Here is a 16351-nt window from a genome sequence, read left to right as displayed (position 1 = left end):
GTGCGAAGGTCAGGAAGGATTGCGCCAGTTGCCGCACCTTGCGCATATTGTCTTTCAGCGCCTCGGCCTGCCCCGCATCCTTACCCGATGCGCAGCGCAGTGACCCCAGAGCGGCGCGCTGAGCCACATAGTCGCGGTGCTGTTCGGGCGTCAGGCGGTAATCGCTGCGTTTGAAGGTCAGGCCATCGCGCGACAGTTCAAGCCGCGCCGCGGTGGGGTCAGAATCCGACACGGTAAAGCGCAGCAGCGTGCCATTAGCCTGCACTTCGTAAGGCGTGCGGCCATTGACGCAAGCATGGGCCGCATCAAATTCAAAATCCGTCGGCCCGACACCGGCCAGCGGCTTGGGCGAGGCCTTGAGGTCCACATCGCAGGTCAGACGCACCGGACCGACCTTGGTGGCATCGACCTCGGCCTTTTGCGACATCTTCTGCACCACCGGGCTTTCGCGCAGCACGAAGGCGGCAGCGATCAGCACCACAAACACGGCCAGCGCCACCCAGCCCCACGGGAAGGGGTGCTTGTGGTGTACCTTTTCGGCCTTGGCCTTGTGCGGATGCGTGTCGGCGTGCGGTGCCTCGGCCTCGGTATGCAGGGTCTTCGGTTTCGGCGGATGGCGGCGACGGATGATCAGTGCGATCAGCACCACGACCAGCACCGACAGCAGGACCAGCACGCCCAGTTGCAACTGATCCATCAGGGCGTTCATCTGCTCGGCCTTGCGCTGCTCCTCCAGGCGCTTGGCCTGCGCATCACGGTAGGCGGCCAGCGCCCGCGACAGGCCATCATCCTTGATGATCTCGTCTTCCGACTTGGCGTAGCAGGGCTCAGAGGTGGTCTGCACCGACACGCCGGTCGATTGCAGGAAGGTATAAAGCGCCGAAACGTGGGTGGCCACATACTGTCCCGCCGGCACATCCATATCGCCGGTTTCCGACAGGGTGGACACCGCCGACCAGGTGTTGACGCCGACCACCTGTCCGCATTCGTCCATCAGAGGCCCGCCGGAATTGCCGGGATTGATGGGGGCGGTATGGAACAGGGTATCGACGCGCGAACCGTCCGGATTGGTCGAGGCAAACAGCGCAATGGAGCCTTGCGTCACATAGGCGTCAGCAGGCTCCAGCAGTTCGGTGCCACCGCGCTTCAGCAGGCGGTCGGTGATGCCCGGATAGCCCATGGCCACGATGCGCTGGTTCTTTTGCGGCACCAGAGACAGTTTGAGCGGCGGGATTTTCAGCCCTTCGGCGCGCAGAAGCGCCAGATCGCCCTCAAGCCACGGCTTGACCAGCGTCACCTGCTGATAGGCGGCCCCGGTGCCCTTGTGCGGCACGATATAGATTTCGGCCGAGGTGGCCTCAGGTGGCGTCTCAATGACGTGATAGTTGGTGACGATATAGCCCGGTGCCACCACAAAGCCCGACCCCATGCCGACCGAATCGAGCGGCACGCCGCCATAGCCGCGATAGACGACCAGAACGCGCACCACCGACTGTTCCGAAGCGCTCAGGGCCTTGGTCGAATTGACGGGTTGCAGGGCCGGATCAATCTCAGCCAGCGGCTCGGCATCCGCCGGAGGCGGCGGCAGAATCTGAGCGGAGACAGGCGCGCACCAAAGCATCGTCAGGGCCACTATCCCCGCCGCCAGCACACGACCTATACTCTGAATGGACCTGCCCACCGTACCGCCGGACCCGCTCTAAACACCGCGACTATGCAAAGAATCGCTTCACGGCATCAAAACGACACCTGCGCGACCGGCGCAATCGAAAAATCGCCTGACAGTGTATATGAAAGGCCGACTGTGATAAAGTTATTCGCATAACAAGGGCGCGCCTTTGTTATGGCCGCCGCGTCCCCGCCCGCCGTTGCGGCATCAGGCCGCTTGCGTCGGTGACACGCAAACGTCATAAGGGCAGATATTAAACGTTTCATCTGCAAAGACCAAAGGCCCTCCCGCATGATGTCGTCGCCCACCGCACTTTACGATTCCGCTCCCCTGTCCACCGCCCCGTCCATTGAGCCCGTGCCTCTGTCGCTGTACGACAGCGATGTTGACGCCTTTGCGCAGAAGCTGGGTGCGTCGTTTGAGCGCTATGGCTTTGCGGTGCTGTCGGGCCTGTTTGAGCCGAACGGCGCGGGTCTCGAAAAGGGGCTGGTCGATAAGGCCTATGCCCTGACCAAAGACTTCTTCGATCTGCCTGTCGAAACCAAGTTGCAATATGATGGCCGCAGCGGCGGCGGTCAGCGCGGCTATACCGCCTTTGGTATCGAAACGGCCAAGGGCTATAAGGCGCATGACCTAAAGGAATTCTGGCACGTCGGGCGCGACCTGCCGGCCGATCACCCCTACCGCGACCACATGGCCGACAATGTGTGGCCCGCCGAAGTGCCGGACTTCAAGCCGACCTTTCAGACGCTCTATGCCGAGATGGACGGGCTGGGCAAAAAGGTGCTGAAGGCCATCGCCATTCACCTCAAACTCGCCCCGGACTTTTTCGATGGCAAGGTGAAGTACGGCAATTCGATCCTGCGCATGTTGCACTATCCGCCGGTGACCGAGGCGGGCGCATCGGTGCGCGCCGGGGCGCACGGCGACATCAACGCCATCACCCTGCTGATGGGGGCCGAAGAACCCGGTCTGCAACTGCTGGATCGTGACGGCTCGTGGTTGCCCATTACGCCGCCGCCGGGGGCCATTGTCATCAATATCGGAGACATGCTGTCGCGTCTGACCAACCACGTCCTGCCTTCAACCATCCACCGCGTGGTCAATCCGGCGGAAGCGCGCAAGGGCTTCTCACGCTATTCGATGCCCTTCTTCCTGCACTTTGAGAGCCCCTACCTGATCGAGACCCTGCCGGGCTGCATCTCGGAAGACCGCCCGGACCAGTATGCCGGTCAGTCGATCACGGCCAATGACTTCCTCCAGCAACGCCTGCGGGAAATCAAGCTGGCGTAGCCGGACTACTCCTCCCTGTTGCTACGCAATAGGGAGGAGGGGCGTTTACCACCCGCAGTTTTGCCCGGCGTTCTGCTTGATCAGCCACTCATTGAGCGGCTTGAAATAGGCCGCCACCGCTGAGGCATCGCCTTCGCGCTGACCCGTAAAGGCCGCCATGGCTTCGGGCCACGGCTTCGACTGACCCATTTCCAGCATGGCGTTCAGCTTTTGGCCGACCTCCTTATGCCCATAGATCGAGCAGCGGTGCAGCGGACCTTTCCAGCCGATCTGATCGCAGGCGGCCTGCTGGAACTGGAACTGATAGATGTGGGCCAGGAAGTAGCGCGTATAGGGCACATTGCCCGGCACGTGGTACTTGGCGCCCGGATCGAAGGCGTCGGTCGGACGCACGCCCGGCGGCACAAGGCCCTGATACTGCTGCACCAGCTCCCACCAGCGCGTATTGTACTGCGCCGGGGTGATCTTGCCGGAATAGACTTCCCAGCGCCAGCGATCGACCATCAGGCCAAACGGCAGGAAGGCGACCTTTTGCAGGGCCATTTTCAGCAGGTAGGGGATGTCCTCTTCCTCGCCCGGCACCTTGTCCAGGAGGCCGATCTGGTTGAGATAGACCGGCGTCACCGACGACAGGCCGATAAAGTCACCGATGGCTTCGTGGAAGCCGTCGTTCGCGCCGTTCTTGAACAGGAAGGGCTGATCCTTATAGGCGCGCTGATAGTAGTTGTGCCCCAGTTCGTGGTGGACCGTATAGAAGTCCTCGCCATTGACCTGCGTACACATCTTGATGCGGATGTCGTCGCGGTTGTCGAGGTCCCAGGCCGAAGCGTGGCAGACGACTTCGCGGTCCTTCGGACGGGTGATCTGTGAGCGCTCCCAGAAGGTCTGCGGCAGGGGCGGCAGGCCGATGGAGGTGTAGAAGCCTTCGCCGGTCTTCACCATCTTTTCCGGCGTGTACTTCTTTTGCACCAGCAGCTTGTCCAGCGAATAGGACGAGCCCTTCATGCCCCTGGGGGCCACGATGTCATAGATATTGGCCCAGTCCTGCGCCCACATATTGCCGAGCAGGTCGGCGCGGATGGGGCCGGACTTCGGCTGAACCGCGTCGCCGTACTTGTCATTGAGGCGGCTGCGCACATAGCAGTGCAGGTTCTTGTAGAAGGGTTCGACCTGCCCCCACAGGCGGTCGGTATCCGCCGCAAAGGCATCGGCCGGCATGTCGTAGTTTGAGCGCCACAGAGCCCCTGTATCGGCAAAGCCCAGCCCCTTGGCCCCTTCGTTGGCCAGTTCGGCAAGGCGCGTATAGTCACCCTTCATCGGCACTGACACGGTGCGCCAGCCTTCAAACATGGCGCGTAAGGTGGCCGGGTCGCGCGATTCCGCCATCACGTTCGAGGCGTCGTCCAGCGTATAGACCTTGCCCTTATAGCTGAACTTGCCCGTGGCGTAGGTGGAATCGAGCGAAGTGGAGAGCTTCGCCATCTCATCGGCAGCCCCCGGACGGTCGGCGGCGGGCAGGACCAGAGACAGGCGCAGCAGGTTCAGCTTGCGCCGCGTCACCTCATCGACGGCCACGTCGTTGAACTTCGCGGCCCCCATGGCGTATTTGACGCCTTCTTCGGTCAGTTGCGCATTGGCCTTCGATTCCAGCCACATGGTGTCGTGGGTGATGTAGGTGGCGCGCACCCACTGTACGCGGGCGGCGTATTCACCAAGGTCACCCAGCTTCTTTTCCGCCTCTTCGACATAGGCCTTGGCGTCGGCGGCGGTCGGAGCAGCGGCGAGCGCCGGGGCGGGCGTCTCGGTCAGGGCCGGAGCCTTTGGCGCTTCGGTTTTGGGGGTATCAGCAATGGGGGCCGCGGCGGGCACCGTCGCGCAGCCTGATAACACCATACCGGCCACCAGCGCCGGACCTGCTACGGAAACCAGAAGACGCCGCATCATCCATACCCTCCTGAAGGAAAAACCGGACGGAGGGTGACGCCTGTTTTAACCATTCGTCAAGAGCGGTTGAGAATGGAACGATATCTCTCCGAGTCTATTTTGTTACGCTCTTCATATAGATGTATTCGATTTTATCGTCGTTACCGGCGAAAACAGAAATTTCCAATACTTCTTGAGTTTTATCCCATCTTTTTACAGAATTATTGGAGAAACTCGGCGGTTCATCCTTCATGCCGACATCGCTTAGGCTAAAATTAGAGAATGTTCCCGGAGGATTATGGATCGTAACCCAGTCAGATAGCCCGTTTATGAACACAATTTCAAAATTGTTTTTTCTATAATAACATTTATCTCCGTATTTTATTGCCTCACAACGTATTGGATCAGCAATAATTTTTCGCAACTCTGTTTTCGATTTACCGGCCAAATCCAGTGGTGTGAATCCAAATGATAAAATAGAACTGGACTCATGATGTGAGGAAACGAAATTTTCTTCTTTTTCTGAGCACCCCAAAAGTAATGTAAGGCAAAGCGCAATAAAAAGCCTCAACGTCTCCTCCTGAAAAAATTTAGGGCTTCCCCGTGCCATATATACTGAAAAAACCGGACGGAGGGTGACGCCTGTTTTAACCATTCGTCAAGAGCGGTTGAGAATGAAACCGGTGGTCTCAGGGTTTCAGGCGGCGCGCCTTGACCACGACCTGATCGAGGGTTTGCAGAAACTGCGAACGGTTGGCGGCGGAAAAGGGCGGCGGCCCGCCGGTGATTTCACCGGTCGAGCGGATATGCTCCATCAGAGCGCGCTGCGACAGGGCCGCGCCGATGGAATCGGGCGTGAAGGGGCGGCCATTGGGAGCAATGGCATAGGCCTGTTTAGCCAGCACTCGCCCGGCCAGCGGAATATCGTTGGTGATCACCACATCGTGCGGTGTCACCTGTTCGGCGATCCAGTCGTCGGCAATGTCCGGTCCGGCATCAACGATCGTGCGCTCGATCAGGGGGGATTTGGGGATCTGGATAAAGCTGTTCGACACCACGACAGTGCGCAGGCCATAACGCCCGGCGACCTTATAGGTCTCGTCCTTAACCGGACAGGCATCGGCGTCGATATAGAGGGTGATGGGCAAGAAGGGGTTTCCGAAAAACAGGCGGGGATGGCCACTCCCTCTATACTCCCCCAGCTTGCTGGGGGAGGTGGATTTTTGAGCGTCAGCTCAAAAAGACGGTGGGGGGGTATATAAGAAGGCCAGTTCTACCCTACTCCAGCACACAGGTCCCGATGCCGTTGCGGCGGACGACCCCGGCATTGGCGCGGATCTTCCCGGAGCGGCCTTTGACGTATTTGCCCGACTTGGCGGCCTTCCATTTCAGCGGGCTGGGCAGGATGGCTGCCAGACGCGAGGCCTCGGCCTGAGTGAGATCGTCCGCCGACTTGCCGAACCAGTATTGCGAAGCAGCCTCTGCCCCATAGATCCCGGGGCCCCATTCGGCGCTGTTGAGATAGACTTCCATGATGCGCGACTTCGGCCACATCGTCTCGATCAGCAGCGTATAATAGGCCTCAACCCCTTTGCGCACATAGGAGCGCTGCGGCCACAGGAAGGCGTTTTTGGCGGTCTGCTGTGAGATGGTCGAACCGCCGCGCACCTTACGCCCGCGCGCATTGTTGCGCTGCGCCTTCTCGATAGCGTTCATGTCGAAGCCATAGTGCGAGCAGAACTTGGCGTCTTCGGCGGCAATGACCGCCACCTTGAGATTGTCCGAAATGCGCGAGGCGGGCACCCATTCGTGGTGGTATCCCTTGCCCTCGAAAATCCGCTGCACCATCAGAAAGGTGATCGGCACAGGCAGGAACCGATGCACGGCCACGGACGCCACGCTGAAGGCAAAACTGCCCACCATGACGAAGACGAGCCATTGCCCGATGCCTGTTTTCTTCGCTGTCCCCGCCAAGATACGCCCCTGATACTTTTAATGCGTTCAAACGCCACGCAGGCTTACCTCGCATAAGCTCGGGCGGGCGCTTGCCCTTGCCGCAACGCGCGCGTTGCGGAATTATTCAGCCTCGTAGACCCACAGGTTGCCGTCTTCGTCGCCAAAGATCAAGCGATTGGCCTCATTCGAAATAGCGAGCGCCGTGATGGGCGCGCCCTTTTCGCGGCGAATCCAGTCGATCCCGGTCGATTGCAGCTCAGCCAGCCACACGCGCCCGTCCTCAAGCCCGGCCGCCAGCAGCGTGTCTTCGGGGGCGCCGGCGACGACCGAGACCATTGTGGACTCTTCGGCGTTGATCTCTGAGGCTTCTTCGCCCATCGGCCCGTTGGCCTTCAGGAACGGCCACACCACCGCCCCATTGGCCCCGGAGGTGGCCAAAAGCTTGCCCTTGGCGAAAAAGCCCATCGACTTGATCTTGGCCGGATAGCCGCCCATGCGCATGTCCTTGGCATCGCTGATGCGCCAGCCGTGCAGGGCGTTTTCCTGCATGGCGGTCATAACAAACTTGTCGTCAGGCGAAATGGCGATTTGGGTGTGCGAACCGGCCCATTTGAGCAGGGTCGGCTTTTGCTGCGCGATGCGTGAAAACCACACGGCCACGCCATTATAGGTCGCCGCATAAAGCTTACGTCCCTTGGCATCGAAGGTGATGTCCGACAGGCTGGACGTGTGCTCGAAGATCACTGCCGTCTTCTTCTGCGCGTCATAGACGTGCACTTTTTTACCGGCAGCGGCGGCAATCAGAAGCGCCGCGTCGCTGACGGCCAGGGCATCGAACCACGCGCCTTTGGCGGCAAACAGCTCGACCGGACCGGACTCCTTGGTCGTCCACACCACGCGGCCATCATCGCCGCCGGTGACGATGCCGACGCCCGACGGATGGATGGCGGCGCTCAAGATGCCGCCATTGGGGTGGGCTTCAAACGTGGCATCGGCGTCCGGAAACACGACGCGCCCGTCACCGAGCGCCGCCACGGGCTCATCGGCGGAATCGAACAGAGCGGCGACGACGTATTCGTCGAAATGTTTTTCAAAAGCGAAGGGCATATCAGGTCCTCATACCCCTCCGGCGGGCCGGGGGAGGTGGATTTTGCCTAAAGCAAAAGACGGAGGGGGCTTACACGGAAGACGTCGGAAAAGCCAGAGCCGGTAAGTGCGCCCCCTCCGGCGCTAACGCGCCACCTCCCCCGCTATCGCAGGGGAGGATGTAATTTACGCCGCGATACACGCCTCGAAACCGGCGCGCAGAGCCGCCTCATCGAGGTGGCGACCGATGAACACGGCGCGGCTCAGACGGTGTTCGCCCTCTTTCCACGGCTGTTGCAGTTCGCCTTCGAGGATCATGTGCACGGCCTGAAACACCAGACGCTTCTCCTCGCCCTTGATGCTGAGGATGCCCTTGGCGCGCAGGATGTCCTGCCCCTTTTCGGCCAGCAGCTTGTCCAGCCATTTGGTAAACCGCACACCATCGACCGGCGCTTCCGACGACAGGGAGACCGAGCGGATTTCATTATCGTGGATGGGGTTCAGATGACCGTGCGCATGATGGTGGTCATGGTCATGATGGTCGTGGCCGCAGTGTTCATCATGCACGTGACCGGGCTCACCATGCGCCGGGTTATGGCCGTGGTGGTGGTGCCCATGGTCGTGGTGATGGTCGTGCCCGTGGTCATGATCGCAATGGTCGCCGCAATCGGGCCCATGCTCATGGTGGTTGGCGACCGACTCCATCTTGTCGAGATCGAAACGGTGCTGGTTCAGCAGGCTTTTGATCTCCACGCCTGAGCGTTCGGCGCGCTCAATAGTGGCCAGCGGGTTGAGGCCACGGATGCGCGCTTCGACCTCATTCAATTCTTCCGGTGTCGCCAGATCGGTCTTATTGAGGATCACGTGGTCGGCAAAGGCGATCTGTTCCTTGACCACGCGGTCGGTCTCCAGCGCCGAACGGAAGTGTTTGGCATCGACCAGCGCCGTCACTGAGTCGAGATAGGTGCGCGCCTTGACCTCTTCATCGACAAAGAAGGTCTGGGCCACCGGGCCGGGGTCGGCCAGGCCCGTGGTTTCGACGATAATGGCGTCAAAGCGGCCTTTGCGCTTCATCAGGCCCGACAGAATACGGATCAGGTCGCCGCGCACCGTGCAGCAGACGCAGCCATTGTTCATTTCGAACACTTCTTCGTCGGCACCGACGATCAGGTCGTTGTCGATGCCGATTTCGCCGAACTCATTGACGATGACCGCGTATTTCTGCCCGTGGTTTTCGGACAGGATGCGGTTCAGGAGCGTCGTCTTGCCGGCCCCCAGATAGCCGGTGAGGACGGTAACGGGTGTTCTGGCGACGGAAGCGGCGGTATCGGCCATAGTGATTACCTGATAAGCTATATAATATGAGGCCTAAGTAGGCTTTTGCCGGGGGAAATCAAGCCTCGCGCAGGCCGGGTGTCAGATTCCTGCGGCACGGGCATAAACAGGCGTTGACTCACTGAGCAAAAACTATATAAAGCGCCCCTCTCTTCCGAGGGTCCTGCCCTGCGGAAAACCTGAAATTTTGCGCGAACCATTGGTTTTTATACCGGTCGGGTTTGCCAGTCACTAAAGCTTAGAGGCTAAACCGATGTATGCGGTAATCAAGACCGGCGGTAAGCAGTACCGCGTTGCGGCGGGCGATCTGCTCGTCGTTGAAAAGCTGGAAGGCGACGCTGGCGCTGCCATCCGTTTCGAAGAAGTGCTCCTCGTCGGTGACGAAGCCGGTGCCGTTGTTGGCGCGCCGCTCGTTGAAGGCGCTGTGGTCGAAGGCACGCTGATCGAAACCCGCAAGGGCAAGAAGGTGAAGATCTTCAAGAAGATCCGCCGTCAGGGCTATCGCCGCACCACCGGCCACCGTCAGCCGGAATCGGTCATCCGCATCACCGCGCTGAACGGCGCGGGCAAGTCGGCCGCCTGGGAAGGCGCCGTCTCGCTGGTGACCAAGGCTGAACTGGACGCCCGCGCTCGCGGCCTGGCTCCCAAGGCTCTGGCTGAAGCGGTTGAAGCTCCGGTCGTCGTTGAGGAAGCCGCTCCGGCTCCGAAAAAGAAAGCCGCTCCGAAGAAGAAGGCTGCCGAAGCCTCTTCCGAAGAAGCGTAATCGCAACCGTTTAGAGGAGTTCAACAATGGCTCACAAAAAGTCCGGCGGCTCGTCGCGTAACGGCCGCGATTCAGAATCGAAGCGCCTTGGCGTAAAGCGTTTTGGCGGTGAAAACGTCCTCGCGGGCAACATCATCGTCCGTCAACGCGGCACGAAGTTCTTCCCCGGTGACAATGTCGGCCTTGGCCGCGACCACACCCTGTTCGCCACCGCGAACGGCAATGTGAAGTTCACCACCAAGCGTGACAACCGTTGTTACGTGTCGATCGTGCCGCTCGCCGAAGCCGCCGAATAAGCGACCTGATACAGATGCTTCAGGTCGCGCTTAGTCACTAAGCCGATCTGGACATTGCCTTTGAACGGGGAGTCCGGATCAGTTTCCGGGCTCCCTTTTCTTTTGGAGCAAGCGTCGAAAAAGGGGAAACCGGTTTTTCGAGCCACGCTTGCGACCAGCAAAAAGAGCCCCCTTCTCTTGTTCCCCGTTCGTCAGGCCCCATCTGAGGCGCAGGCGGCATCCCAGAGTTGCCGCAGCGTTACAGATACTTGCGAAAAGCTTATTTTCGCAGGGGCACGGGCGGCGGAAATTTTATGCGGTCTGTGTCACCTTAGGACCACATAAAAACCGAAACCTCCCGACATCCTAGAGCCTCATGCCGAAAAGTGGACACCACTTTTCGGGAAAACATGAGCGTTAGACATAATTAGAGCCATTCGGCGGCTCAACTGAGCCGACGAATGCTCTAATCCGGGTCTGAAGACTATCGGACCCATCGCACGCCGGCGTCTTTCCCGAAGCGAAAGCCGTCCTTCGTCTTTATCTGTAAAGGAACGGGGTATCATCATGATCATCAGAACACCCGAAGCCCATGGATTCACTGGCTCTCATCCGGCTGTGGCTGGCCTCAAGCGCGAAGACCTGCGCGCCGGCCGCAGCGGCTATGCCGTGCAGACCAAGCGCCTTTATCTCAGCCCGCTGTGCCTGGATGATGTGGACGATGTAAAGGCGATCTTCGGCCATAAGTCGGTGGCCCGCATGACCCACGCCATCGCCCATCCGTTCAGTGACGCCGATGCGCGGGCCTATGTCGAAAAGGCCCGGCACAATTCGTCGCCGCGCCTGCCGGTGTTTGGCATCCGTGACGCCGACGAAACCCTGATCGGGGTTGTCGGTCTGGAGCGCACGACCTGCGGTCAGGCGTCGGGCCTGCATCAGTTCGGCCCCTCGGTCGGTATCTGCATTGCGCCTGAACATCAGGGGCAGGGCTTTGGCGTCGAAGCGCTGGAAGGCCTGATCGGTTATGCGGAACGCTTTGGCGGTCATCGGGTGCTGCACGCCGCACACTTTGCTGACAATGCGGCCTCGGCGCGCATGCTGGCGCGGGCGGGCTTCCTGTACACGGGCCGGCGCACGCCGGAAACCTCGCTGGCCCGTCAGGGCACGCATGAGGCGCTGCATCTCATTCGTCTGCTTTAATGATCAAATTGAGCATAAGTCCTTTCGCAAAAATTTGATCTTCCCTTCAACTTGGTTCACAAAGGCGGCTTCCGCTCCCCGGCGGTAGCCGTCTCGCTTTTTGATCACCTCTCGCCCCTGATACCCCCCTCATGAAATTTCTGGATCAATGTAAAATCTTCATCCGCTCAGGCAATGGCGGCGCGGGCTCCGTGTCGTTCCGCCGCGAAAAGTTCATCCCGAACGGCGGACCGGACGGCGGTGACGGCGGTAAGGGCGGCTCAGTGTGGGTCGAGGCGGTCGAAGGGCTGAACACCCTGATCGACTACCGCTATCAGCAGCATTTCAAGGCCAGCACCGGCACGCACGGCATGGGCCGTCAGATGCACGGCGCCAATGCCGAAGACCTCGTGCTGCGCGTGCCGGTCGGCACTCAGGTGTTTGAGGAAGATCATGAAACCCTGATCGTTGATCTGGATACACCTGGCCAGAAGGTCCTGCTGCTCAAGGGCGGCAACGGCGGCTGGGGCAATACGCGCTTCAAAGGCCCAGTCAATCAGGCCCCCGACTTCGCCCTGCCCGGTCAGGAAGGCGAAGAAAAGTGGATATGGCTGCGGCTGAAACTGATCGCCGATGCCGGTCTCTTGGGCCTGCCCAATGCCGGGAAATCGACCTTCCTCGCGGCGTCCTCCGCTGCGCGTCCGAAGATCGCTGATTATCCCTTCACCACCCTGACCCCCAATCTGGGCGTCATTGATCTGGGGGCCGAACAGCGCTTCGTGATTGCCGACATTCCCGGCCTGATCGAAGGGGCCTCGGAAGGGGCCGGGCTCGGGACGCGCTTTCTGGGCCACGTTGAGCGCACCAAGGTGCTGATCCATCTGGTCGATGGCACGCAGGAAGACCCGATCAAGGCCTATAAGGTGATCCGTAACGAGTTGGCCGCCTATGCCGAAGACCTGGCCAAACGCCCGGAAATCGTCGCCATCAACAAGGTGGATTCGCTCGATGCCGAGGCGCGCAAGGACCTCAGCAAAAAACTGAAAAAGGCATCGGGGCAAACGCCCTACCTCATTTCCGGCGTCACCGGCGAAGGCGTGCGCGACCTGTTGTTTGCCGCCCATGCGAAGATCGTCGAAGGCGAGAAGGCCGAAAAGGCCGGGGAGTCGCCTGCGCCCCCCAGCTACGATCCGTGGGATAGATAAGGGGTGGCGCGGGGCGTCTCAGTGACCGTCCTTGCGTCCTCCTCCCCTGCCTTGGCGGGGGAGGTTTCACGGTGCGCGCGTCAGCGCAGCGTCCGTGACGGAGGGGGGCTTTACGAAACCTTGCCTCCTCCGTCTGCTCGCAAGCTCGCATCCACCTCCCCCTCCCCCACTGTGCAGGGGAGGAGGCGTTAGCATGTGGTTTGCCGGTCCAGCTCCCCTCTTCCATACGCTGAGCCACGGTGCCTTGCGGCCGGGATTCCATCTCGAACGCGGCATGAAGATCGGCCTGTTTGGCGGGTCGTTCAACCCGGCGCACGAAGGCCACGCCCATGTGGCCGAAACCGCGCGCATGCGTCTGGGGCTCGATCGCATCATCTGGCTGGTCTCGCCGCAGAACCCGTTGAAATCGAAGCGTGATACCGCGCCTTTGAGCGAACGCATCGCTGCCATCCGGCCCTTTGTGGGGCCAAAGGATATTATTTCCGACTTTGAAACCCGCATCAGCGCCACCTATACGCTCGATACCCTGCGCGCCCTGAAGGCCCGCTATCCGGGGGTGCAGTTCGTGTGGATCATGGGCGGGGATTCGCTGGCCAGCTTCCACCGCTGGCGCGGCTGGGTGCAGATCGCGCGCATGATCCCCATTGCCATTGTCTCGCGCCCCGGCGTCCTCATGAAAAGCCGGCTGTCCCCCACCGCCCGGCGCTTTGCCCACTATCGGCATAAGGAACGCGAAGGCCGTATCCTCAGCGGACTTCCGGCCCCGGCCTGGGTCTATCTCAAAGGGCCGCTACACAACATCTCTTCGACGGCCCTGCGCGCTCAGCGTAAAAAGGCCGCCGAGGGCGAAACCCCGCCTTCCGCATAAAATTGGCGGCGGCTGCATTACTAACCGTGACCTTGGCCCCTGTCTGTGCTAGGGTGAGGTCAACTTATCCACATATGGAGTAAAACCCTGTCTCGTCAGCTTGCGCAAGACGCGCATTCGGAACCCGCCGCCCCCCCGGCGGACATCGACCAAAGTACCGCCGATTTCGAGGAAACCTCGCTCGAAACCCTCATCCTGAACAAGCTGGATGATGATAAGGCGCAGGACATCGTGTGCATCGACCTGCGCGGCAAAAGCTCGGTGGCCGACACCCTGATCATCGCTTCGGGCCGTTCGCACCGCCACGTCGGCGCTCTGGCCGATCACGTCATGCGCGCGCTGAAAGACGCGGGCTTTGGCAAGGCGCGCGTCGAAGGTCTGCCGGCCTGCGACTGGGTGCTGCTCGATGCCGGCGACGTGGTGGTTCACCTGTTCCGCCCGGAAGTGCGCAGCTTCTACAATATCGAAAAGATCTGGTCGGTGTCGTCGAACCACACGGTCGATAGCCACTAATGACTTTATACCTCCCCAGCTTGCTGGGGAGGGGGACCGCACGAACTGGCGTAGCCAGTGAGATGCGGTGGTGGGGGCCTTTGCGGCTCCCTTTTTATTTCAGCCTCTCATGAAACTTATCCTCGCCGCCGTCGGCAAGCTCGGCAACACCCCGGAAAATACCCTGACGCGCGACTATCTCAGCCGCGCCACCCTGAGCGGCCGCCCGCTGGGGCTGGGTCCGGCAGAACTGCTGGAAATCGAGCCGAAAAAGACCGCTAAGTCTCAGGACTCCCAGCTTAATAAGGCGCGCGAGGCCGAGGCCATTCGCGCGGCTCTGGGCGAAGGCGTATGTCTGATCACCTGCGATGAACGCGGCGAACTTCTGACCTCGCGTCAGATCGCCCAGCGCGTTGATAAGCTGAAAGACTCCGGTGAGCGCAAGCTGGCGTTTCTGATCGGCGGGGCGGATGGGCTCGATGCCGAACTGGTCAAATCGGCGCGCTTTTCACTGGCCTTCGGACCTCAGACCTGGCCGCACGCGCTTGTGCGGCTGATGCTGGCCGAACAGATGTATCGGGCGACGACGATCCTCGGCGGATCGCCGTATCACAGAGATTAGAATAGCTTTTCTGGCCGCTTCTGAAGCGTGCAATAGCCCTCCTCGTATGCCCCCGGCCCTTCCTTGATCACGGTCGAGCCGCCCAGCGGCAGCTTGCCGTCGGTGCGTCGCGCCAGATAGGCGCCCGTATGGCGATCCAGCGTCACACGCAACTGCGCCCCGCGCTTGGTGCGCGCATTGTACAGGTCGTAATAGTTGGCGCTGATCGTCACGCGGCAATCGAGCGTTTCGCAGGCCGTGTCCTTCAAGAGGCTCTGATGACGCGGGTCGGCCATCACCATTTTGAAGCGCGCCGTGTTTTCCGGAAAAACGTCGGACAGCGCCACTTCCAGATAGAATTGCCCCTTGGAGATCAGCCCCTTGGGGCCGACGACCTGGGTTTCGCACCTCAGATCATGGGTGACGCTGGGGCTCAGCGGCAGGGCCTCTGGCGGCTCGGCGGGCTCAGGCACAGGGGCAACCGCGATCACTGGCGGTGGGGGCGGCGGAGGCGGCACGGCGTGCGTCACCGGTGCGACCGGCATCGCCACAGGCGCAGGATGGGCGTCGGTTTTGGCGACCGGGGCAGCTTGCAACTGCGCATAGGGGATAGGCCCCTCCGGCAGCTTGGGCGCAGGCGCGACGACCTTGGGCTTGGGTTTCGGTTTGGGGCGTGGCTTGGGTTTAGGCTTCGGCGCGCTCTCTTCCCCCACCGTGCCTGACGCGCCTTCGCCATCGGGCGGCTCGGCATAGGCGGCGCTGGCTAACAGCGCACAGGCGAGGAGGAGGGCAAGGCGTTTCATGTCAGGACTCTTCCCCAAAGCGGTCGGACACCAGCGCCACCAGCGCCTCAACGGCGGCCCGCGCCTGTTCGCCCTCGGCTTCAATATCTATAAAAGTGCCCTTGGACGCCGCCAGCATCAGCAGGCCCATGATCGACTGCGCATCGACACGCGACTCGTCTTTCAGCACGTGTATCTGCGCCTCGAACTGAGCGGCGGTCTTGACGAACTTGGCAGAGGCGCGGGCGTGCAGCCCCTTGTCGTTGACGATTTCGACGCGCGCCGTGATGGGAGTAGTGTCGCTCATGGGGCCCTGTACCGGTAGTCTGGCGATTTTTACCGCCTCTGTCTTAGCGGGGCGTTAACACCTGTTTACCTTACGCGCAAATCGCCTTGGCCGTCACAAGATGAATAGACAGGATTGGCCACGAAAAACACGAAAAGCCCGAAAACGGGAGGCTGAGCGCCCGGCGCGAAGCGCCCAAGATTATACCTCCCGCACGTAGGTAAAGGCCCTTCGGGCAAGAGAGGTTCAACAGCGCTTTTCGTGTCTTTTGGTGTTTTTCGTGGCCAAAACCCTTTCGTGCCTTTTGCGCCCTCTTACCCCCTCGGTTCGAGGTACTGTGTCTGCATGGAGCGTTGGGTGTCGTCGAGGGCCATACGGATGAGCGATTCCATGCACCATCTGGCCGCGCCTGAGTCCTGACGTTTGATGGCGTCAAAGACGCGGCGGTGGTCGGGGATGGGGTCGCGGGTCAGGGCCTGATGGCGCTGTTTGAAGCGCGTGGACCAGGCGACGGCCGCGCCGATCGAGTGGCTCAGCGAGGCGAGGGCTTCGTTGTGCGTGGCGTGCATCAAAGCGTCGTGGAAGTCGAGATCGGCCTTGCGCCCGGCTTCGGTGGCCAGGGTCTCAGCCTCCATCAG

At 60.9% G+C, this 16351-nt stretch carries 18 protein-coding genes; 8 read left to right on the top strand and 10 right to left on the bottom strand.

Translation table 11 applies throughout. The features are described 5' to 3' along the window. On the bottom strand, positions 1-1633 hold a 1633-nt coding region (locus Q0072_RS16680; protein WP_298332507.1), incomplete at its 3' end, for a serine protease. A 327-nt stretch (positions 1634-1960) separates the two neighbouring features. On the opposite strand from Q0072_RS16680, the gene Q0072_RS16675 reads away from it, so the two are divergent. Beyond that, positions 1961-2962, top strand: a complete 1002-nt coding sequence (locus tag Q0072_RS16675; protein WP_298332504.1) for a 2-oxoglutarate and iron-dependent oxygenase domain-containing protein — start codon at positions 1961-1963, stop codon at positions 2960-2962. A gap of 45 nt (positions 2963-3007) precedes the next feature. Here Q0072_RS16675 and Q0072_RS16670 read toward each other — a convergent pair whose 3' ends face one another. From Q0072_RS16670 to Q0072_RS16645, 6 genes are all read right to left on the bottom strand, one after another. Then, entirely contained in the window at positions 3008-4903 is a 1896-nt protein-coding gene (locus Q0072_RS16670; protein WP_298332513.1) for a M2 family metallopeptidase, read from the bottom strand. A gap of 97 nt (positions 4904-5000) precedes the next feature. Next, positions 5001-5456 (bottom strand): hypothetical protein, encoded by a 456-nt coding sequence (locus Q0072_RS16665; protein ID WP_298332499.1) that lies wholly within the window; start codon positions 5454-5456, stop codon positions 5001-5003. Positions 5457-5574: 118 nt separating this feature from the next. Further along, positions 5575-6033 carry a YaiI/YqxD family protein gene (locus tag Q0072_RS16660; protein WP_298332496.1) on the bottom strand — a complete coding sequence of 153 codons (459 nt, stop codon included), beginning with the start codon at positions 6031-6033 and terminating at the stop codon, positions 5575-5577. 130 nt (positions 6034-6163) lie between these two features. Continuing rightward, positions 6164-6808, bottom strand: a complete 645-nt coding sequence (gene mtgA, locus Q0072_RS16655) for a monofunctional biosynthetic peptidoglycan transglycosylase (protein WP_298332511.1) — start codon at positions 6806-6808, stop codon at positions 6164-6166. Positions 6809-6961: 153 nt separating this feature from the next. Continuing rightward, entirely contained in the window at positions 6962-7948 is a 987-nt protein-coding gene (locus Q0072_RS16650) for a WD40 repeat domain-containing protein (RefSeq protein WP_298332493.1), read from the bottom strand. A 165-nt stretch (positions 7949-8113) separates the two neighbouring features. Continuing rightward, entirely contained in the window at positions 8114-9262 is a 1149-nt protein-coding gene (locus tag Q0072_RS16645; RefSeq protein ID WP_298332490.1) for a GTP-binding protein, read from the bottom strand. A gap of 253 nt (positions 9263-9515) precedes the next feature. Between Q0072_RS16645 and rplU the strand changes: the two genes are divergently transcribed. From rplU to rlmH, 7 genes are all read left to right on the top strand, one after another. After that, the gene (gene rplU, locus Q0072_RS16640; protein ID WP_298332486.1) at positions 9516-10025 is read left to right on the top strand and encodes a 50S ribosomal protein L21; all 510 of its coding nucleotides are present in this window, start codon (positions 9516-9518) and stop codon (positions 10023-10025) included. Between the two features lie 26 nt (positions 10026-10051). Further along, positions 10052-10321, top strand: a complete 270-nt coding sequence (gene rpmA / locus Q0072_RS16635) for a 50S ribosomal protein L27 (RefSeq protein WP_013477931.1) — start codon at positions 10052-10054, stop codon at positions 10319-10321. A 546-nt stretch (positions 10322-10867) separates the two neighbouring features. After that, positions 10868-11500: a GNAT family N-acetyltransferase gene (locus Q0072_RS16630; protein ID WP_298332479.1), complete on the top strand. Its 633-nt coding sequence runs from the start codon at positions 10868-10870 to the stop codon at positions 11498-11500. Between the two features lie 131 nt (positions 11501-11631). Continuing rightward, positions 11632-12684 (top strand): GTPase ObgE, encoded by a 1053-nt coding sequence (obgE, locus tag Q0072_RS16625; protein WP_298332476.1) that lies wholly within the window; start codon positions 11632-11634, stop codon positions 12682-12684. Between the two features lie 193 nt (positions 12685-12877). Next, positions 12878-13552, top strand: coding sequence for a nicotinate-nucleotide adenylyltransferase (locus Q0072_RS16620; protein WP_298332473.1), 675 nt, complete (start codon positions 12878-12880; stop codon positions 13550-13552). 144 nt (positions 13553-13696) lie between these two features. Further along, complete coding sequence (rsfS, locus tag Q0072_RS16615) at positions 13697-14065, top strand: ribosome silencing factor (protein WP_041658436.1); 369 nt, start codon at positions 13697-13699, stop codon at positions 14063-14065. Positions 14066-14174: 109 nt separating this feature from the next. After that, the gene (rlmH, locus tag Q0072_RS16610) at positions 14175-14666 is read left to right on the top strand and encodes a 23S rRNA (pseudouridine(1915)-N(3))-methyltransferase RlmH (RefSeq protein WP_298332470.1); all 492 of its coding nucleotides are present in this window, start codon (positions 14175-14177) and stop codon (positions 14664-14666) included. Here rlmH and Q0072_RS16605 read toward each other — a convergent pair. The 3 genes from Q0072_RS16605 to Q0072_RS16595 all read right to left on the bottom strand — a co-directional run. Then, positions 14663-15448, bottom strand: coding sequence for a hypothetical protein (locus tag Q0072_RS16605; protein ID WP_298332467.1), 786 nt, complete (start codon positions 15446-15448; stop codon positions 14663-14665). The genes rlmH and Q0072_RS16605 overlap by 4 nt on opposite strands. A gap of 1 nt (position 15449) precedes the next feature. After that, positions 15450-15734, bottom strand: coding sequence for an HPr family phosphocarrier protein (locus Q0072_RS16600; RefSeq protein ID WP_298332464.1), 285 nt, complete (start codon positions 15732-15734; stop codon positions 15450-15452). A gap of 293 nt (positions 15735-16027) precedes the next feature. After that, on the bottom strand, positions 16028-16351 hold a 324-nt coding region (locus Q0072_RS16595), incomplete at its 5' end, for an FCD domain-containing protein (protein ID WP_298332461.1).

Source organism: Asticcacaulis sp. (genome assembly GCF_027484505.1).
Lineage (GTDB): Bacteria > Pseudomonadota > Alphaproteobacteria > Caulobacterales > Caulobacteraceae > Asticcacaulis.
The sequence above is the reverse complement of the archived record's forward strand: the minus strand, read 5'-3'. Positions and strand labels throughout refer to the sequence as shown.